We start from the raw sequence: 16,299 nt of genomic DNA on the forward strand, positions 1-16,299 counted from the left end.
GTCAGATTCGTCCGGCTGGCGCATACGGCGCAGGGTCGATAATCGGCGCCCGCCCCAGCATCACATCGGCAAACAACTGACATGACGCCGGCGCCAGCACCAGCCCGTTACGGTAATGCCCGCAGTTGAGCCAGAGCCCGTCATATCCCGGCACCCGACCGATATAGGGGATTCCTTCAGGCGACCCGGGCCGCAACCCCGCCCAATGCCCCACCACCTCGGCATCCGCCAATGCCGGAATCAATTCCACCGCCGATGCCTTCAGGCTTTCCAGCGCCGTGTCGGTTGGCGTCTTGTCGAAGCCCTCATGCTCCAGCGTACTGCCGATCAGGATGTGCCCGTCGCGCCGGGGAATGGCATAACGCCCCTTGGCCAGGACCATGCTCGGCAGGAAATCCGCCGCGCACTTGTAGAGAATCATCTGCCCCTTGACCGGTTCGACCGGCAGCTCCAGGCCCAGCTTTTTCAGCAAGTCACCGCTCCAGGCCCCCGCTGTCAAAACCACCTCATCACCCCGAATGGCCCCCATCGAGGTCTGTACCCCGACCACCGCAGCGCCTTCACGGATAAACCCACCGACCTCGCATTGCTCATGAATCGTCACGTTCGGCAGCGCCAGCAAGGCGGCCTTGAGGGATTTCACCAGCCGTGGATTACGCACATTGGCCACATCAGCCATGTAGATCGCCCGCGAAAAACCGGCGCCCAATACCGGCACTGCATCGTGGGCCGCAGAGATATCCACAGCCCGCAGCGGACGGTTCTCCCGTTTGGCCCAGGCGAGTGCTTCGGCCTCGTCATCCAGGTCCAGCCAATACAACCCGGTGGTGTGCACTTCAGGATCGACACCGGTGGCAGCGAACAAACGCTGGGCCAGTTGTGGATAAAAATCCTGGGACCAATGAGCCAGTGCAGTGACCGCCGGGCTGTAGCGCCATGGGTAGAGCGGCGAAACGATCCCGCCACCGGCCCAGGAAGACTCCTGACCGACGTTCGAGCGGTCCAGCAGCACCACGCTCTGCACTTCGGACGCGAGATTGAACGCCGTCAGCAGGCCAATCACCCCGCCACCGACAATCACCACTTGCTGTTGACTGCTCATGTTCTGATCCAACCGTTCAATAGACAGAGGGCGCAAAAGGCGCCCGAAAAAGGAACTCAGCGCCCCCAGCAATCCTTGGTGGCCAGGCCGGACGCGGCATTGACCATACTCCTGACACCGGTATTGGTGAGAGTGAAATCACCGCACTTGTCGCTGGCCATGGTCGAACCGGCCTTGCGTGTTGCCGTCAGCAGGAAAGTCTGATCGGTCAGGGTCGGGGTGATGGTGTAGAAATCATTGCCGGCGCTGAGGCCGGTGGCATTGGTGTAGACATTATTCTTCGAATAGAAACGCTCGAGGATCTGCGCCTGCTCGGAAAGCAACCCGGCGACTTCAGTACGGCGGCCCTTTTTTATGTACTCGGTGAGGCTCGGATAGCCAATGGTGATGACGATCCCGATGATCGCAATCACGATCATGATTTCGATCAGGGTAAAACCTCGGTTGGATCTGCGCATGCCTCACTCTCACTTACTGTATTTGTCGCCACATGATGCGACGGCCGCTGCCGCCACCGGATTTTTCCACCAGAGTGGTCACGCCACCACCGGAGTCGTTCACAATCTTGCGGGTTGCGTCATTGACGACCGCGTTCAGGGTCGGGATACCACCGGTGAAGATCACCCCGCTGGAAATCGTGTCGTTGCCATCGACCACCCCGTCGGCATTGGTGTCGAGTACCGCGTAATTGAGCATCTTACCGCTGAACGCATCGAGTTCGACCAGTTTGCCGGTACCGAAGCTGGCACAGGGGTCCACGGTATCCACGCTGAGCGTGGTAAATACAATTCGCCCTGATACCAGACTGGCCTGATAGATCACCCGCTCCCCCGTCAGCACGTTGTTGTACACCAGGGGCAAGTACCAGCCTTTCTTGGCCGGGTAGGTCACCTCGTTCTGGCTGGTGGTGATGAATTGCCCGGTGCTGCCCGAAAACACGCCGGTCACCGCCTGCGCCTGCAAACTGGAAACGGTGATTTGCCCCGCGCCCCCCTCGGCATCCCATACCGCGTAGAACGCCTGCAGATCCTTGTTGGTCTTGTCGGCAACCTCATTGAATTTGCCGGTGCCGAAAAACACCTCCTTGCCGCCCAACACGTGATCCGCCAGCAACGGTTGCGCGGTAATCGGCTGGGTCGCGCCACCTGCAGTGGTGAACAACGGCTTGCCGGAAAACGCCACGCCCCAGGTGTCAGGGGTGGTGCCACTCAAATCGAACTTCCACAACCGCCCTTTCAGATCGCCCCCATAGGCAGCCTGCACCACATTCTGCGAGTTGACCCTGAGCTTCACCGACGACAGGCCGTTGGTGGTTTCGGTACTGTCGACCACGATTTTCTTGATCAGCGAGCCGTCGCGAATATCCACCACATACAACGCTGCCACCCCGGAGTTGCTGCCATAGCCGTTGGAGATAAACGCGGCCCAGCGACCATCGGCCAAGCGTGCCACTTCGGGGCGCGCATAGGCATAACCCAGATCATTGAAAACGTTCGCTGTATTGGCCGTGGCCGGCGCACTGACTTCCCACAGTGCTTTAGTTTCATTACCAGCCGATGCGTCGAACAATTGCAGCGCATAGAAGGTTTTGCCGCCCGCCCCCGTTCCGCCAATCGCCAGGGTTTTCCAGGCGCTGTTGAGCTGGGCATCGAACACGCCGACCTGGCCATCGACCAGAAACTTGTGGCTCACACCGTTAATGTAAGTGGGATCAGCGATGTCGTTCAGCGATGGCAGCACGCTGGAGGGCATGTAGGCATAACGCCTGACACCGTTGGCCGAGTTGATGATGTTTACAAAACCGTCGTTGGCATTCACCACCAGGCTGGCATTCATGTTGGCGGCTTTGGTGGTCAGGTAAGTGCTGTAGCTGGTGTCTGCCACCAGATCGGACGCGGTTTTGTCCATGGGTGAGGCCAGCACGAGTGGCGAATTGATGATGTCGCCGAGCAATACACTGCGAACTTTCAGCCCGGTTTTGTTGATGCCCTTGCTCCACTCCACCAGATCGTTGCCGTTGATGCCAGTAGGCAGCCCCTGGTTGAGGGTGGTCTGCTGCGCCGTAGAGAAATTGCTGTAAGCCAGGGTGACCGCCGCGTTGGTTTGCGTGTTCCAGGACTGGTAGGTCGGCGCGGTGGCGCCGGGCACGATGGTGGTGTCGGTCGTCCACAGCACGGCGGCGGTGTTAACCGCGCCCGCCGACGTGAAGCCGAAGGACTTGATCGTACCCCGCCAGTCCTTGGGATCGTAACTGGTCTGGAAATATCTCGAGTCGCTGGTCAGGGTCGTGCCGCTGGCTACGCCACTGCCACCTGAGCCGGCCTTGGAAGTGATGTCGCTCAGGGCGGCAGACAGTGCATTGTTAAGTCCCGCACTGTCGTTCGCCTGGTAATACTTGCCCTGCCCATAGGTCGCGGCATCCGCCAACATCTGGTTTGCAGCGGTGAAACCCACGGTATAGGTGTTCATGTTCTGCTTGGGAAAATCCAGGGCGTTCCAGCTTTTACCCGCGGCATCGGTTCCCGTGGAACGCATGTCGATATCGAAGGCGAACTTGGCAATGTCATCCAGGTACAGGGTGTCGCCCTCATCGTCGCCTGAAGGGTCAGCACCATCGTTACTGCTGATCCCGTCCCAGTTTGGTAACCGGCTGCCACCCAGCGGATCGTCGGTCGGAAAGGTTCGGTCGTAGGTCGGCAGACCATCGGTGATCACCACCCCGTAGTTTTTCTGGCAACGGTACTGAATCGGACTGGTATAGGTGTCGGGCGTCGAGTTGTTGTACGGCGCCATGCCACGGAAATAACGAGTGATCTCGTAATAGGCTTCCGCCAGCGGCGTATTGGCTTGCGCGCTCAGCTCGTTGATCCCGGCGATCAGTGAGGTGTAATTGGTATCGGCCTGAGCCTGGGTCACAGTGCCACTGACCGCCGACAAATCGCTGATCGAGCGGGCGATGTAACCGCCGTCATTCTTATGGTTGCCGACCGCCAGGTTGAACGTCGACAGGCCGATGCGCAGCGAACGGTTATTGGCCACCAACGTCTTGGAAACGTTGCGCGCCACGTTCATCCGGTAATCGTTGGGGATCGAGCCGTCGGTGAAGTCCCGGTCAGTGTTGTTGGCCAGGCTGATCAGGTAGGACAAATAATTCGCCGTATACCGCGTGTCCTCGCTTCCCACCGGATCGGGAAGCTTCAGGCAAAGCGAATCCAGACCGAGAAGGCTGTTTTTATAAAAACCGTACCATCCGGCCTTCGAGCATGTTCCATGATTCAAACTCGACAAGGCGATATTGTTATCGGTCATGTCCAGGTCGCGGCCTTTGTTGCACGAACCATTGGAGAGGCAAATCGTCACCGGGGTGCGTGCGACCGTCGGGTCGAAGCCGGCCGCCCAGATAATGTTGTTCATACTCCCCGAGTCATCGAGCAGCAGCATCACATTGGCAGGCACGGCGGCGGCGCTCAACAGCGGAGAATCCGAGGGCGTGAAGGCGTAGGTCGGCGCTGCCAGGTAAAGGCTCAAGACCGCGCCGCAGAGCAGCTGCAGTAACCAATGGCGCCAGCCTGTCCGGGTCTCAGTACTTCGCATAAATACTCTCCACCACACTGCGCGAGCTGCCCGCGATGCCCACGGCGGTCACCCGATAAAGGGTTGCCGATGTGTTGCTCGGCACATTCACGGCAGTCAGGGTAGTGCCGATGTTCTGCACTCCATAAAAGCCGCTACCGGAGGCGATCCAGTTCACCCCCGAGGTGGAGTTGAACCCGGCGGCGGTAATGACCGACGCCTCGGCCGGCGGTGCGCACTGGCTGGTGCCACTGCAGACCGGCAACGAGTAGGAGTTCAGTTGCACCGCGCTTTCACCGACCCGCAACGCCGCTTCCGCGCCCTGGAACGACTGGTTGCGCAGGATCACGCTGCTGGTCATTTTCTCCTGCAACGTGGCGCTCTGCATCGACGAGAGACCGATCAATGTCAGCACCAGGAGAAACACCAGGCTGACCAACAGCGCCATGCCGCGCTGGGCGTGAGATGTCATGGACGCACGACTCATCGGCCCTCCCCTCATTGCAACCGGTTGCGCAAGGCGGCAACTACGTTGAAGGTTTGATTGCGGACCCGGTTGTTCGGGTCGGTGAGGGTCAGCGTCAGCCGCACACTGCGGATTCGCGCCGGATCGGACGGATTGCTGCTATAGCTGGAGGCGGCTGTATCCGTAGCTGAGCTGGCGAGCCCGAAGCTCACGCCAAAAGCACTGACGTTATTGATGAGCACCGCCTGAGTCGGCGTGCCGGTGCCGGTGCCCATCAGCAGTTGGTTGTTGCTGAAGCTGTAGATCAGCCGCCTGATCGGAAACGCCAACTGCCCCGATGCCGGCGTGCGTAAACCGGTGTAGGCCGTCGCGGTATTTCGACAGTCGGAAACCACCGTCCAGGTCGGCACTCCGCCACTGCCGCCGACATCTGCGGTGACCAGCGTCAATTTGAGGTTGGCATTGTCCCAACTGATCGGCGTGAGCAGGCTTGCATTGAAATCCCCCGCCGAGCTGGCGTCGGTAATCGTACCCAGACAACCGAACATGCCGACCATGCGAATTTCCTGAATCATCTTGCTCAGGACGAACCGTGCATCTTCCTGCATGCCGGCGGCAGTGCTCTGGCTGACGTAGGTGTTTTTGGCCGCGATGAAAATCTGCGCCACGCCCAGGATCACGATCAGGCTCAATGCCAGGGCGATCAGCAATTCGATCAGGCCGAAACCTCTGCTGGTTCTGTTCATGGTGTCGTCGCCGGATCAACGGTGGCGCGGCTGGTGAGGACGAAACTGCGGCGCGAATCGGCGATATTGGCGGCCCGGGAGTCGTCCCAGGTAATGGTGATGGTGTATACCCGCTGGTTGCGGACGATGCTGCCGGTGGCCGTGGCGCCGCCGAAATTGACGATATTGGTGGTGAAGTCGTAGAGGTCCTGATCCCGGGCCACGCTCAAGTTGCCCGAGGTCGGCGGCGTGACGGTGTAATCGGCGCCGGAATTGGCGCGAATGCGGTCCATCATGTCGTAGGCGATAAAACTCGCCTGGCTGGTCATCCGTGAGCTGTCGGTGTACTTCAGCGCATTGAGCTGAATCGCCGCCGCGCCCAACAGACCCACAGCCAGCACCAACAACGCGACCAATACCTCGATCAGCGTCATGCCCTCCTGTGCACGCTTGCTCCAACCCCTCATCCGCAACTTCCACCCAATAGAATTCGTCCGTTCAAACACACATTCAGCGTCCTGCTTTGCGCCCCCAGCACATAACTGATCACCACCGCCGTGGACGGCGCTGCCAAGCCGCCGAGATTGTTGAAATCAATCGCGGTCACTCCTGAGGTTAGCGTCAGAGTTGCTCCGCTGCTCATCGCTGGAACAACCCGCAATACATTGGCCGGATTGCCAGTACCGTCATAAACGCTCAGCTCGCCGGTCCAGACACTGCCGCCGGCCGTCGGGCGAACCCGAGTGGTGAGGCCCCGATCAATCGCCTCAAGCCGTGCGTAATTGAGTGCCCGTTGCAAGTCGCCGACCTCGGTGTCGGCCTTGTTGCTTTGCACCGAGCGGGTGAACGCCGGAACGGCCAGTGTAATCAGGATCAGAAACACCGCGAGCGTGACCAGCAGCTCGATCAGCGTGAAACCTTTTGTACGATGATCCATCAGTGCCCTCCGTTGCCGTCGGCTATACCTGCTTCTACACGCTAGAACATTCGACCGACAGATGTACGGTTGTTTTGCCATTACTCGCGCAAGGATCGCGCGGGCCGCAGCACTCCATGGAGGGAGATGACATGCATCAGCAAGGTTTCAGCTTGATCGGACTGCTCATGGGACTGACGATTGTCGGGATTGTTCTGCACTTGGTCAGTCCGGCGTTCGCTGCACTGACGGAATCGAATCATCGGGAGCAGGCGGCCGAGTCGCTGATCAGCGGGATCCGGCAGGCCAGAACCCTGGCCATAACCCGCAACCAGAACGTGGTCATTCATGGCATCAACGGCGATTGGAGCCAGGGCTGGCGGATCATTCTGGACATCAGCGGCAAAGGGCCAGAGGACAGCAGCAATCCGCTACTGGTCGAGCGCGCAGGTGATGCGCGGACGCCGATTGTCGGCAATTGGTGGGTCAGGCGTTTCGTGCGGTTCAGCAGTCTGGGCCAACCGCTGATGCCCGGGCGGGCATTTCAGGCAGGGACGCTACATATTTGCTCGGCTCGCGAGCCGGTCAGCCAGCTCCAGGTGGTGCTGGCGGCGAGCGGTCGAGTGCGCCTGGCCAACCGTAAGGCTGAGCAGGCGCTGTGTCGAAAGGCGAAAAGTATTACAGCAGCGAACGCACGCGCAGCTCTTTAGGCATGGAGAAGGTGATGTTCTCCTCGCGACCGGCCAGTTCATCGGCACCGGTGGCACCCCAAGCCTGCAATTGCTGAATCACGCCACGTACCAGCACTTCCGGAGCGGAGGCACCGGCCGTGATGCCAATACGCTCGACACCGTCGAACCAGCTCTTTTGCAAGTCTTCGGCACCGTCGATCAGATAGGCCGGGGTGGCCATGCGTTCGGCCAGTTCACGCAGACGATTGGAGTTGGAGCTGTTCGGGCTGCCGACCACCAGCACCACGTCGCACTCGTCCGCCAGTTGCTTGACGGCGTCCTGACGGTTTTGCGTGGCGTAGCAGATGTCGTCCTTGCGCGGACCGCCGATCGCCGGGAAACGTGTACGCAGGGCGTCGATCACGCGACTGGTGTCGTCCATGGACAGGGTGGTCTGGGTAACGAAGGCCAGCTTTTCAGGGTTGTTCACCTGCAACTCGGCGACATCTTTCTCGTCTTCGACCAGATAGATCGCGCCACCATTGCTGCCATCGTACTGGCCCATGGTGCCTTCGACTTCCGGATGGCCGGCATGACCGATAAGGATGCATTCACGGCCGTCACGGCTGTAACGCGCGACTTCGATGTGCACCTTGGTCACCAGCGGGCAGGTCGCGTCGAACACCTTCAGGCCACGACCTGTGGCTTCGGTACGCACGGCCTGGGAAACGCCGTGGGCGCTGAAGATAACGATCACGTCGTCCGGCACCTGATCCAGTTCCTCGACGAAGATCGCCCCACGGGCACGCAGGTCTTCGACGACGAATTTGTTGTGGACCACTTCGTGGCGCACATAGATCGGCGGCCCGAAGACTTCCAGGGCGCGGTTGACGATTTCGATCGCCCGGTCCACGCCGGCGCAGAAGCCACGGGGGTTGGCGAGTTTGATTTGCATGCTGTGCCTCGTGTCTTGCGCGCAAGAAATAGCGAAAACAGTGAAAAACCAACTGTGGGAGCGAGCCTGCTGTGGCGAGGGGGCTTGTCGGAACGCCGCATCGCCCCGTTCGATTGCGAAGCAATCGTAAACCGGTCACCGCTTTCTCATTCAAGATAGCGGTGGCTGGTTTCAGGGGCGCTTCGCACCCCAACGGGGGCAAGCCCCCTCGCCACAAAGGCTCGCTTCCACAACGTTACAGCGCTTTGACGTTGATGATCTCGACGTCAAAGGTCAAGGTCTTACCGGCGAGCGGGTGGTTGAAGTCGATGGTCACTTGCGCGTCATCGAATTCCTTCACCACGCCTGGCAGCTCGGTATTGGCCGCATCATTGAAGATCACCAGCAATCCTGGCGACAGTTCCATGTTCTGGAACTGCGAGCGCGGGATGATCTGCACGTTTTGCGGGTTAGGTTGGCCAAAAGCGTTTTCCGGCTCGATGGACAGGCTGCGCTTGTCGCCGGCCTTGAAGCCGAACAGCGCGGCCTCGAAGCCTGGCAACAGGTTGCCGTCGCCGACCTTGAAGGTCGCCGGGGCTTTGTCGAAAGTGCTGTCGACGGTGTCGCCGTTCTCCAGGCGCAATGCAAAGTGCAAGGTGACTTCCGTGTTCTGGCCGATACGTTGTTCAGCCAATACCTGTTCAGTCATGAACGGTTTCTCCGGTCTTCTTACTTTTGAACATATCCAGCGCGAGCATTACGGCACCGACAGAAATGGCGCTGTCAGCAAAGTTGAACGCCGGGAAATACCAGCGGTTCTGCCAGTGCACCAGAATGAAATCGATCACATGGCCCAAGGCAATGCGGTCGTACAGATTGCCCAGCGCGCCACCCAACACCAGGGCCAGCGCAATCGCCAGCCAGGTGTCGTTGCGCCCCAGGCGCTTGAGCCAGATCACCAGCACCGCACTGACCACCACCGCGATCAAGGCAAACAACCAGCGCTGCCAGCCGGAGCTGTCAGCCAGGAAGCTGAACGCCGCCCCGGTGTTGTAGGCCAGGGTCCAGCTGAACAAATCGGGGATCACCACGATTTGTTGGTACATCTCGAGCTTGCCTTCGAAGTAGAACTTGCTGGCCTGGTCAATGACCAGGACCAGCAAACTCAACCAGAGCCAGCTCAGCCGTCCGAAACGGCCAGCCGCATTAGGCATAGTGACGAACCTCGCCCGCGCCGCTGATGTTGTCGACACAACGACCGCAGATTTCCGGATGTTCCGGGTTCACACCGACGTCTTCACGGCAGTGCCAGCAGCGGGCGCACTTGACGTGAGCCGACTTGACGATCTTGAGCTTCAGGCCGCTGACTTCGGTGACCACGGCATCGGCCGGTGCCTGCACCAATGGCGCAACACTGGCGGTCGAAGTGATCAGCACGAAACGCAGTTCGTTGCTCAGCTTGGCCAGGTCGGCGCTCAGCGCGTCTTCGGCGAACAGCGTCACTTCGGCTTGCAGGTTGCCACCGACGGCCTTGGCTGCACGCTGGATTTCCATTTCCTTGTTGACCGCAACCTTGACCGCCATGATCCGGTCCCAGTAAGCGCGATCCAGCTCGAAGCCTTCTGGCAGCTCGCTCAGGCCTTCGTACCAGGTGTTGAGCATCACAGACTCGTTACGCTCACCCGGCAGGTATTGCCACAGCTCGTCGGCGGTGAACGCCAGGATCGGCGCGATCCAGCGCACCAGCGCTTCGCTGATGTGGAACAGCGCGGTCTGGCACGAACGACGGGCCTTGCTGTCGGCGCCAGTGGTGTACTGGCGGTCCTTGATGATGTCCAGGTAGAAACCGCCCAACTCCTGCACGCAGAAGTTGTGGATCTTGGAGTAAACGTTCCAGAAACGGTATTCGCCGTAGTGTTCCTGCAGCTCGCGTTGCAGCAACAGCGTGCGATCCACCGCCCAACGGTCCAGGGCGAGCATTTCTTCGGCCGGCAGGAGGTCGGTGGCCGGGTTGAAACCGGTCAGGTTGGAAAGCAGGAAGCGCGCGGTGTTACGGATGCGCCGGTAGGCGTCCGCACTGCGTTGCAGGATCTGCTCGGAAACCGCCATCTCACCTGAGTAGTCGGTAGACGCTACCCACAGACGCATGATGTCGGCGCCCAGGGTGTCGTTGACCTTCTGCGGCGCGATCACGTTGCCCAGGGACTTGGACATTTTGCGACCGGATTCGTCGACGGTGAAACCGTGGGTCAGCAGTTCGCGGTATGGTGCGTGGTCGTCGATGGCGCAACCGGTCAGCAACGACGAGTGGAACCAGCCGCGGTGCTGGTCCGAACCTTCCAGGTACAGGTCGGCGCGTGGGCCGGTCTCGTGACCCATCGGGTGCGAACCGCGCAGGACGTGCCAGTGCGTGGTGCCCGAGTCGAACCAGACGTCCAGGGTGTCGCTGATCTTGTCGTACAGCGGCGCTTCGTCACCGAGCAACTCGGCGGCGTCCATCTTGAACCAGGCTTCGATGCCTTCGACTTCGACGCGCTGGGCGACGATTTCCATCAGTTCGACGGTGCGTGGGTGCAGTTCGCCGCTTTCCTTGTTCAGGAAGAACGGGATCGGCACGCCCCAGTTGCGCTGACGGGAGATGCACCAGTCCGGACGGTTGGCGATCATCGAGTGCAGGCGCGCCTGGCCCCAGGCCGGGACGAATTTGGTGTCTTCGATGGCTTTGATCGCGCGTTTGCGCAGGGTGTCGCCCGCTGCTGGCTCTTTGTCCATGCCGATGAACCACTGCGCGGTGGCGCGGTAGATCAGCGGGGTCTTGTGACGCCAGCAATGCATGTAGCTGTGTTCGATGGTGGTGGTGTGCAGCAGCGCGCCGACTTCGGTCAGTTTATCGACGATGGCCGGATTGGCCTTCCAGATGAACTGGCCGCCGAAGAACTCCAGCGATGGCACATACACGCCATTGCTTTGCACCGGATTGATGATGTCATCGTTGACCATGCCGTACTTCTTGCAGGTCACGAAGTCGTCCACGCCGTAGGCTGGCGAGGAGTGAACCACGCCGGTGCCCGCGCCCAGCTCAACGTAGTCGGCCAGGTAGACCGGCGACAGGCGATCGTAGAACGGGTGACGGAAGTTGATCAGTTCCAGCGCTTTACCGGTGGTGGTGGCGATCACCGAACCTTCCAGGCTGTAGCGGGCCAGGCAGGACTCGACCAATTCTTCAGCCAGTACCAGCAGCTTGTCGCCGACGTCGACCAGGGCGTAGTTGAACTCCGGGTGAACGTTCAGCGCCTGGTTGGCCGGGATAGTCCACGGAGTGGTGGTCCAGATCACGATCGAAGCAGGTTTGCCCAACGACGGCAGACCGAACGCGGCAGCCAGCTTGGCTTCGTCGGCGATCGGGAAGGCCACGTCGATGGTCGCGGACTTTTTGTTCTCGTACTCGACTTCCGCTTCAGCCAGGGCCGAACCGCAGTCAAAGCACCAGTTCACAGGCTTCAGGCCCTTGAACACGAAGCCACCCTTGACGATTTCCGCCAGGGCGCGGATTTCACCGGCCTCGTTTTTGAAGTCCATGGTCTTGTACGGGTTGGCGAAGTCGCCCAACACGCCCAAACGGATGAATTCGGACTTCTGGCCTTCGATCTGCTCGGTGGCGTAGGCACGGCACAGTTCGCGGGTCTTGTCGGCGCCCAGGTTCTTGCCATGGGTCACTTCGACTTTGTGCTCGATCGGCAGGCCGTGGCAGTCCCAGCCCGGAACATAAGGTGCGTCGAAACCCGACAGGGTTTTCGAGCGGATGATCATGTCCTTGAGAATCTTGTTCAGCGCATGACCGATGTGAATCGTGCCGTTGGCGTACGGAGGACCGTCGTGCAGTACGAACTTCGGACGATCCTTGCCAATCTCGCGCAACTTACCGTACAGGCCAATGCTGTCCCAGCGCTGCAGAATCTGCGGTTCGCGCTGAGGCAGGCCGGCCTTCATTGGGAAGGCGGTGTCCGGAAGGTTTAGCGTGGCTTTATAGTCGGTCATTTAAGGCTCTTCATTAGCGATTGGCGCTAGGTGCGACAGGGCACGGGCGGCGGCGATATCCGCATTGATCGCCGTCTTAAGCGCCTCCAGAGAGGCGAAACGCTGCTCTTCACGCAGCTTGTGGTGGAAAACCACCGTCAAACGCCGGTCATACAGATCGCCGGCAAAATCTAAAAGGTGCACTTCGAGGTGAGCTTTGCCATCCCCTTCGACCGTTGGCCGCACACCAATATTGGCGACGCCTGGCCAGGTCTTGCCATCGATGTCGACGCTGACCAGGTAAACCCCGCTCAACGGCACACGACGACGCTTGAGTTGCACGTTGGCCGTGGGCGTACCCAACTGGCGCGCCAGCTTCTGGCCATGCAGGACCCGACCGGCAATCCGGTACGGGCGACCGAGCAGTTGCTCGGCCAAGGCGAAATCGGCAGCGGCCAGGGCATTGCGGACCTGAGTGCTGCTGACACGAATGCCGTCCAGCTCGACGGTCTGCGCCGCTTCGACGGTAAAGCCCTGAAGGACGCCGGCCTGTTGCAAGTAGTCGAAATCCCCCAACCGGTCGCAGCCAAATCGGAAATCGTCACCGACTTCCAGATGCTGCACCCCGAGGCCGTCCACCAGAATGGTATCGACGAACTCTCTGGCGCTGAGTTTGCTCAGGCGATGGTTGAAAGCCAGGCACAACACCCGGTCGACACCCTCTTCGGCCAGCAGCTGCAGTTTGTCCCGCAAGCGGGCCAGACGGGCCGGGGCGGTGTCCGGAGCGAAGAACTCCCGCGGCTGCGGCTCGAAAATCACCACGCAGCTGGGCACGCCCAACTCGAGCGCACGCTCTCGCAGCCGGACCAGGATAGCCTGGTGGCCACGGTGAACACCGTCAAAGTTGCCAATAGTGGCGACACAGCCCCGATGCTGGGGGCGCAGGTTGTGGAGACCTCGAACCAGCTGCATAACGCGCTTCTTGCTCATAAAGTGGTCGATTATAACCACACCCGGCGGCCGACGACAGGCAACACCGTAACCCAAAGTAATCGAGCCGACAAAACTGCCGGTTCGCCCATGATTATCGAGATAACGTCTTCAGCTCAAGGCCTTGCGATTGAAGTCGCGCAAACGGAAGCCCATCAACAGCAACATGCCGAAATACGCCACGACGCCTGCGATCACCAATGCACCCAGACGCAGCAGCCGCTCAAGCATAGGCCCCTGCCCCCAGGCCGGCATAAAGTGCATCGCGCCCAGCAATACTGCAGACATCACCGCTACCGCCACCAGCAATTTGAGCCCGAACTTCGCCCAACCCGGTTGCGGCTGATACATCTGCTGCTTGCGCAATTGATAAAACAGCAAGCCGGCGTTGATGCAGGCACCCGCGCTGATGGCCAGGGCCAGGCCGGCGTGCGCCAGCGGACCGATCAGCACCAGATTGAACAGCTGAGTGACGATCAGGGTGAAAATCGCGATTTTCACCGGCGTGCGGATGTTTTGTTGCGCATAGAAGCCCGGCGCCAGCACTTTGATCACGATAATCCCCAGCAAGCCGACGGAATAAGCGATCAACGCGCGCTGAGTCATGGCCGCATCGAAAGCACTGAAATGGCCATACTGGAACAGCGAAACCGTCAGCGGTTCAGACAGAATCCCCAACGCCAGGGCGCACGGCAACACCAGCATGAAGCACAGGCGCAGCCCCCAATCGAGGATTCGCGAGTATTCGTGGCGATCCTGGCTGGCATAGGTCTTGGCCAGGGTCGGCAACAAAATCGTGCCCAGCGCCACACCCAGCACGCCGGATGGCAATTCCATCAGGCGGTCGGCGTAATACATCCAGGACACGGAGCCGGCCACCAGGAACGAGGCAAATATAGTATTGATGATCAGCGAAATCTGACTCACCGAAACGCCGATGATCGCGGGCAGCATCTGTTTCATGACCCGCCAGACACCGCTATCGCGCAGATTCAAACGCGGCAGTACCAGCATGCCGATCTTTTTCAGGTGCGGCAGTTGATAGAGCAGCTGCGCCAGCCCACCCACCAGAACGGCCCAGCCCAGCGCCATCACCGGCGGATCGAAATACGGCGTCAGGAATACTGCAAAGATGATCATGCTGACATTGAGCAGGGTCGGCACAAAAGCTGGCACCGAGAAGCGGTTCCAGGTGTTGAGGATCGCCCCGGCCAGCGACGACAGGGAGATCAGCAATATATAAGGGAAAGTGACCCGCAGCAGATCGGTTGTCAGCCGGAATTTTTCAGGAGAATCGACGAAACCCGGTGCCGTGGCCCAGATAACCCAGGGGGCGGCGAGCATGCCCAACGCAGTGACCAGCGCCAGTACCAGTGTCAGCAGGCCTGAGACGTAGGCAATGAAGGTTCGCGCCGCCTCCTCGCCCTTTTGGCTTTTGTATTCGGCAAGAATCGGCACAAAGGCCTGGGAAAATGCCCCTTCGGCGAAGATCCGCCGCAGCAGATTGGGCAGCTTGAAGGCGATAAAGAAGGCGTCAGTCGCCATTCCGGCACCAAATGCACGGGCGATTAGAGTGTCACGAACAAACCCCAACACCCGGGAAAGCATCGTGATAGAGCTGACAGCGGCCAACGATTTGAGCAGATTCATTGAAAGAGTTTGTGCCTGTCGATAAACAGCAGGCGAACAACGCGCCCACTTATGCGATACTCCGCGCCGCAACAGCACAGAGCCAAAGCTCGCGAGTTTACAGGTCGCGCGCCGGAAAGAAATATCCAGCGCACCGTCCCCTTGAAAACGTAGCGAGCAAAGGCAAGACAAGGCGAAAGCAGGCGAGAAAGCGGAGTTGACTTTAGTCAATGAGCATTTCGAGCCTGCTTTCAACGCTGTATTGCCGAGCGCAGTAGTTTTCATGGGGCCGGAACCGGCCACTTAGCGGAACGTCTCTTCCGCCCTTGACAAGACATCAACTCATCGGCATGATTCGCGGCCTATTTTGTTTGCTATTTCCTAAAAAGTCTTTCGAGGAGCTCGACGGTGGCCAACACACCTTCCGCCAAAAAACGTGCAAAACAGGCTGAGAAGCGTCGCAGCCACAACGCCAGCCTGCGTTCCATGGTTCGTACCTACATCAAGAATGTAGTTAAAGCCATCGACGCAAAAGACGCTGCTAAAGCTCAAGCTGCTTACGTTCTGGCCGTGCCAGTTATCGACCGTATGGCCGATAAAGGCATCATCCACAAGAACAAAGCTGCTCGCCATAAGAGCCGCCTGAATGGCCACGTCAAGGCCCTGAACGTTGCCGCTGCTGCCTAAGCGACGCGCTCGTTAAAAAACCGACCTCAGGGTCGGTTTTTTATTGCCTGCGATTTATTAAATACAATGCAAAAAAAATGTGGGAGCAAGCAGACTCACCCCCACACCTGGACCTTCGTTATCTTACTGAGCGTGCGTCCACGGCAGAATCGGAATTGCCGTCACTGCATTCTGCGGACTGCCCTCGATCAAGCGATCGCTGTAGACCAGATACACCAGGGTATTGCGCTTCTTGTCGAGGAATCGCACCACCTGCATAGTCTTGAATACCAGCGAGGTGCGCTCCTTGAATACCTCCTCGCCATCCTTGAGCTCACCCTTGAAGCTGATCGGCCCGACCTGGCGACATGCAATAGACGCCTCGGCGCGATCCTCGGCCAATCCCAGACCACCTTTCACGCCACCCGTCTTGGCACGCGACAGGTAACAGGTCACGCCCTCCACTTTCGGATCATCAAACGCCTCGACAACAATACGGTCGTTCGGGCCAACGAATTTGAACACCGTCGACACCTGGCCAATTTCCTCGGCCGAGGCCAGCAACGGCATCGCCAACAACAAGCCCAATAATCCTTTTGCCACACGCATT

The 16,299-nt window shown here is 59.5% G+C and carries 16 protein-coding genes; 2 read left to right on the forward strand and 14 right to left on the reverse strand.

Annotated elements, in window-relative coordinates; translation table 11 throughout:
- Position 1 precedes the first annotated feature (1 nt).
- Genes thiO through AC1DQM_RS24015 form a run of 7 tightly spaced genes read right to left on the reverse strand, consistent with a single transcriptional unit; the run spans position 2 to position 6,803 of the window.
- Positions 2–1,102, reverse strand: coding sequence for a glycine oxidase ThiO (thiO, locus tag AC1DQM_RS23985; RefSeq protein WP_477746956.1), 1,101 nt, complete (start codon positions 1,100–1,102; stop codon positions 2–4).
- A gap of 56 nt (positions 1,103–1,158) precedes the next feature.
- On the reverse strand, positions 1,159–1,560 hold the full coding sequence (locus AC1DQM_RS23990) for a type IV pilin protein (RefSeq protein WP_018925895.1): 402 nt from the start codon (positions 1,558–1,560) through the stop codon (positions 1,159–1,161).
- A gap of 13 nt (positions 1,561–1,573) precedes the next feature.
- Positions 1,574–4,696, reverse strand: coding sequence for a pilus assembly protein (locus AC1DQM_RS23995; RefSeq protein WP_477746957.1), 3,123 nt, complete (start codon positions 4,694–4,696; stop codon positions 1,574–1,576).
- Entirely contained in the window at positions 4,683–5,162 is a 480-nt protein-coding gene (locus tag AC1DQM_RS24000; protein ID WP_138866327.1) for a pilus assembly PilX family protein, read from the reverse strand. The genes AC1DQM_RS23995 and AC1DQM_RS24000 overlap by 14 nt, the downstream gene beginning before the upstream one ends.
- Positions 5,163–5,173: 11 nt before the next feature.
- Positions 5,174–5,887, reverse strand: a complete 714-nt coding sequence (locus AC1DQM_RS24005; RefSeq protein ID WP_019650968.1) for a PilW family protein — start codon at positions 5,885–5,887, stop codon at positions 5,174–5,176.
- The gene (pilV, locus tag AC1DQM_RS24010) at positions 5,884–6,333 is read right to left on the reverse strand and encodes a type IV pilus modification protein PilV (RefSeq protein ID WP_086945906.1); all 450 of its coding nucleotides are present in this window, start codon (positions 6,331–6,333) and stop codon (positions 5,884–5,886) included. The genes AC1DQM_RS24005 and pilV overlap by 4 nt, the downstream gene beginning before the upstream one ends.
- A complete protein-coding gene (locus AC1DQM_RS24015; RefSeq protein WP_064620450.1) occupies positions 6,330–6,803 on the reverse strand; it encodes a GspH/FimT family pseudopilin in 474 nt (157 codons plus the stop codon). The genes pilV and AC1DQM_RS24015 overlap by 4 nt, the downstream gene beginning before the upstream one ends.
- Positions 6,804–6,934: 131 nt before the next feature.
- Between AC1DQM_RS24015 and AC1DQM_RS24020 the strand changes: the two genes are divergently transcribed.
- Positions 6,935–7,492, forward strand: a complete 558-nt coding sequence (locus AC1DQM_RS24020; protein ID WP_064620453.1) for a GspH/FimT family pseudopilin — start codon at positions 6,935–6,937, stop codon at positions 7,490–7,492.
- On the opposite strand, the gene ispH is transcribed toward AC1DQM_RS24020, so the two are convergent.
- The 6 genes from ispH to murJ form a co-directional block, all read right to left on the reverse strand.
- On the reverse strand, positions 7,461–8,408 hold the full coding sequence (gene ispH / locus AC1DQM_RS24025) for a 4-hydroxy-3-methylbut-2-enyl diphosphate reductase (RefSeq protein WP_018925888.1): 948 nt from the start codon (positions 8,406–8,408) through the stop codon (positions 7,461–7,463). The two genes, AC1DQM_RS24020 and ispH, sit on opposite strands and share 32 nt — an antisense overlap.
- 235 nt (positions 8,409–8,643) lie before the next feature.
- A complete protein-coding gene (gene fkpB, locus AC1DQM_RS24030) occupies positions 8,644–9,081 on the reverse strand; it encodes an FKBP-type peptidyl-prolyl cis-trans isomerase (RefSeq protein ID WP_477747013.1) in 438 nt (145 codons plus the stop codon).
- Positions 9,082–9,088: 7 nt separating this feature from the next.
- Positions 9,089–9,601, reverse strand: coding sequence for a signal peptidase II (gene lspA, locus AC1DQM_RS24035; RefSeq protein WP_019581266.1), 513 nt, complete (start codon positions 9,599–9,601; stop codon positions 9,089–9,091).
- A complete protein-coding gene (ileS, locus tag AC1DQM_RS24040) occupies positions 9,594–12,425 on the reverse strand; it encodes an isoleucine--tRNA ligase (protein ID WP_064620459.1) in 2,832 nt (943 codons plus the stop codon). Before ileS ends, lspA begins: the two co-directional genes overlap by 8 nt.
- On the reverse strand, positions 12,426–13,376 hold the full coding sequence (ribF, locus tag AC1DQM_RS24045; protein ID WP_018925885.1) for a bifunctional riboflavin kinase/FAD synthetase: 951 nt from the start codon (positions 13,374–13,376) through the stop codon (positions 12,426–12,428).
- Positions 13,377–13,505: 129 nt separating this feature from the next.
- Positions 13,506–15,044, reverse strand: a complete 1,539-nt coding sequence (gene murJ / locus AC1DQM_RS24050; RefSeq protein ID WP_026286392.1) for a murein biosynthesis integral membrane protein MurJ — start codon at positions 15,042–15,044, stop codon at positions 13,506–13,508.
- 387 nt (positions 15,045–15,431) lie between these two features.
- On the opposite strand from murJ, the gene rpsT reads away from it, so the two are divergent.
- Positions 15,432–15,710 carry a 30S ribosomal protein S20 gene (gene rpsT, locus AC1DQM_RS24055; RefSeq protein ID WP_007901883.1) on the forward strand — a complete coding sequence of 93 codons (279 nt, stop codon included), beginning with the start codon at positions 15,432–15,434 and terminating at the stop codon, positions 15,708–15,710.
- 123 nt (positions 15,711–15,833) lie between these two features.
- Here rpsT and AC1DQM_RS24060 read toward each other — a convergent pair whose 3' ends face one another.
- Positions 15,834–16,298: a CreA family protein gene (locus tag AC1DQM_RS24060; protein ID WP_018925883.1), complete on the reverse strand. Its 465-nt coding sequence runs from the start codon at positions 16,296–16,298 to the stop codon at positions 15,834–15,836.
- Position 16,299: the final 1 nt, after the last annotated feature.

It is taken from the genome of Pseudomonas sp. 01L34, assembly GCF_056400265.1.

What these genes read in the sequence shown, in the direction of transcription:
- thiO (WP_477746956.1), bottom strand. Translation starts at nt 1,102, where the DNA reads ATGAGCAGTCAACAGCAAGTGGTGATTGTCGGTGGCGGGGTGATTGGC.
- AC1DQM_RS23990 (WP_018925895.1), bottom strand. Translation starts at nt 1,560, where the DNA reads ATGCGCAGATCCAACCGAGGTTTTACCCTGATCGAAATCATGATCGTG.
- AC1DQM_RS23995 (WP_477746957.1), bottom strand. Translation starts at nt 4,696, where the DNA reads ATGCGAAGTACTGAGACCCGGACAGGCTGGCGCCATTGGTTACTGCAG.
- AC1DQM_RS24000 (WP_138866327.1), bottom strand. Translation starts at nt 5,162, where the DNA reads ATGAGTCGTGCGTCCATGACATCTCACGCCCAGCGCGGCATGGCGCTG.
- AC1DQM_RS24005 (WP_019650968.1), bottom strand. Translation starts at nt 5,887, where the DNA reads ATGAACAGAACCAGCAGAGGTTTCGGCCTGATCGAATTGCTGATCGCC.
- pilV (WP_086945906.1), bottom strand. Translation starts at nt 6,333, where the DNA reads ATGAGGGGTTGGAGCAAGCGTGCACAGGAGGGCATGACGCTGATCGAG.
- AC1DQM_RS24015 (WP_064620450.1), bottom strand. Translation starts at nt 6,803, where the DNA reads ATGGATCATCGTACAAAAGGTTTCACGCTGATCGAGCTGCTGGTCACG.
- AC1DQM_RS24020 (WP_064620453.1), top strand. Translation starts at nt 6,935, where the DNA reads ATGCATCAGCAAGGTTTCAGCTTGATCGGACTGCTCATGGGACTGACG.
- ispH (WP_018925888.1), bottom strand. Translation starts at nt 8,408, where the DNA reads ATGCAAATCAAACTCGCCAACCCCCGTGGCTTCTGCGCCGGCGTGGAC.
- lspA (WP_019581266.1), bottom strand. Translation starts at nt 9,601, where the DNA reads ATGCCTAATGCGGCTGGCCGTTTCGGACGGCTGAGCTGGCTCTGGTTG.
- ileS (WP_064620459.1), bottom strand. Translation starts at nt 12,425, where the DNA reads ATGACCGACTATAAAGCCACGCTAAACCTTCCGGACACCGCCTTCCCA.
- ribF (WP_018925885.1), bottom strand. Translation starts at nt 13,376, where the DNA reads ATGCAGCTGGTTCGAGGTCTCCACAACCTGCGCCCCCAGCATCGGGGC.
- murJ (WP_026286392.1), bottom strand. Translation starts at nt 15,044, where the DNA reads ATGAATCTGCTCAAATCGTTGGCCGCTGTCAGCTCTATCACGATGCTT.
- AC1DQM_RS24060 (WP_018925883.1), bottom strand. Translation starts at nt 16,298, where the DNA reads ATGCGTGTGGCAAAAGGATTATTGGGCTTGTTGTTGGCGATGCCGTTG.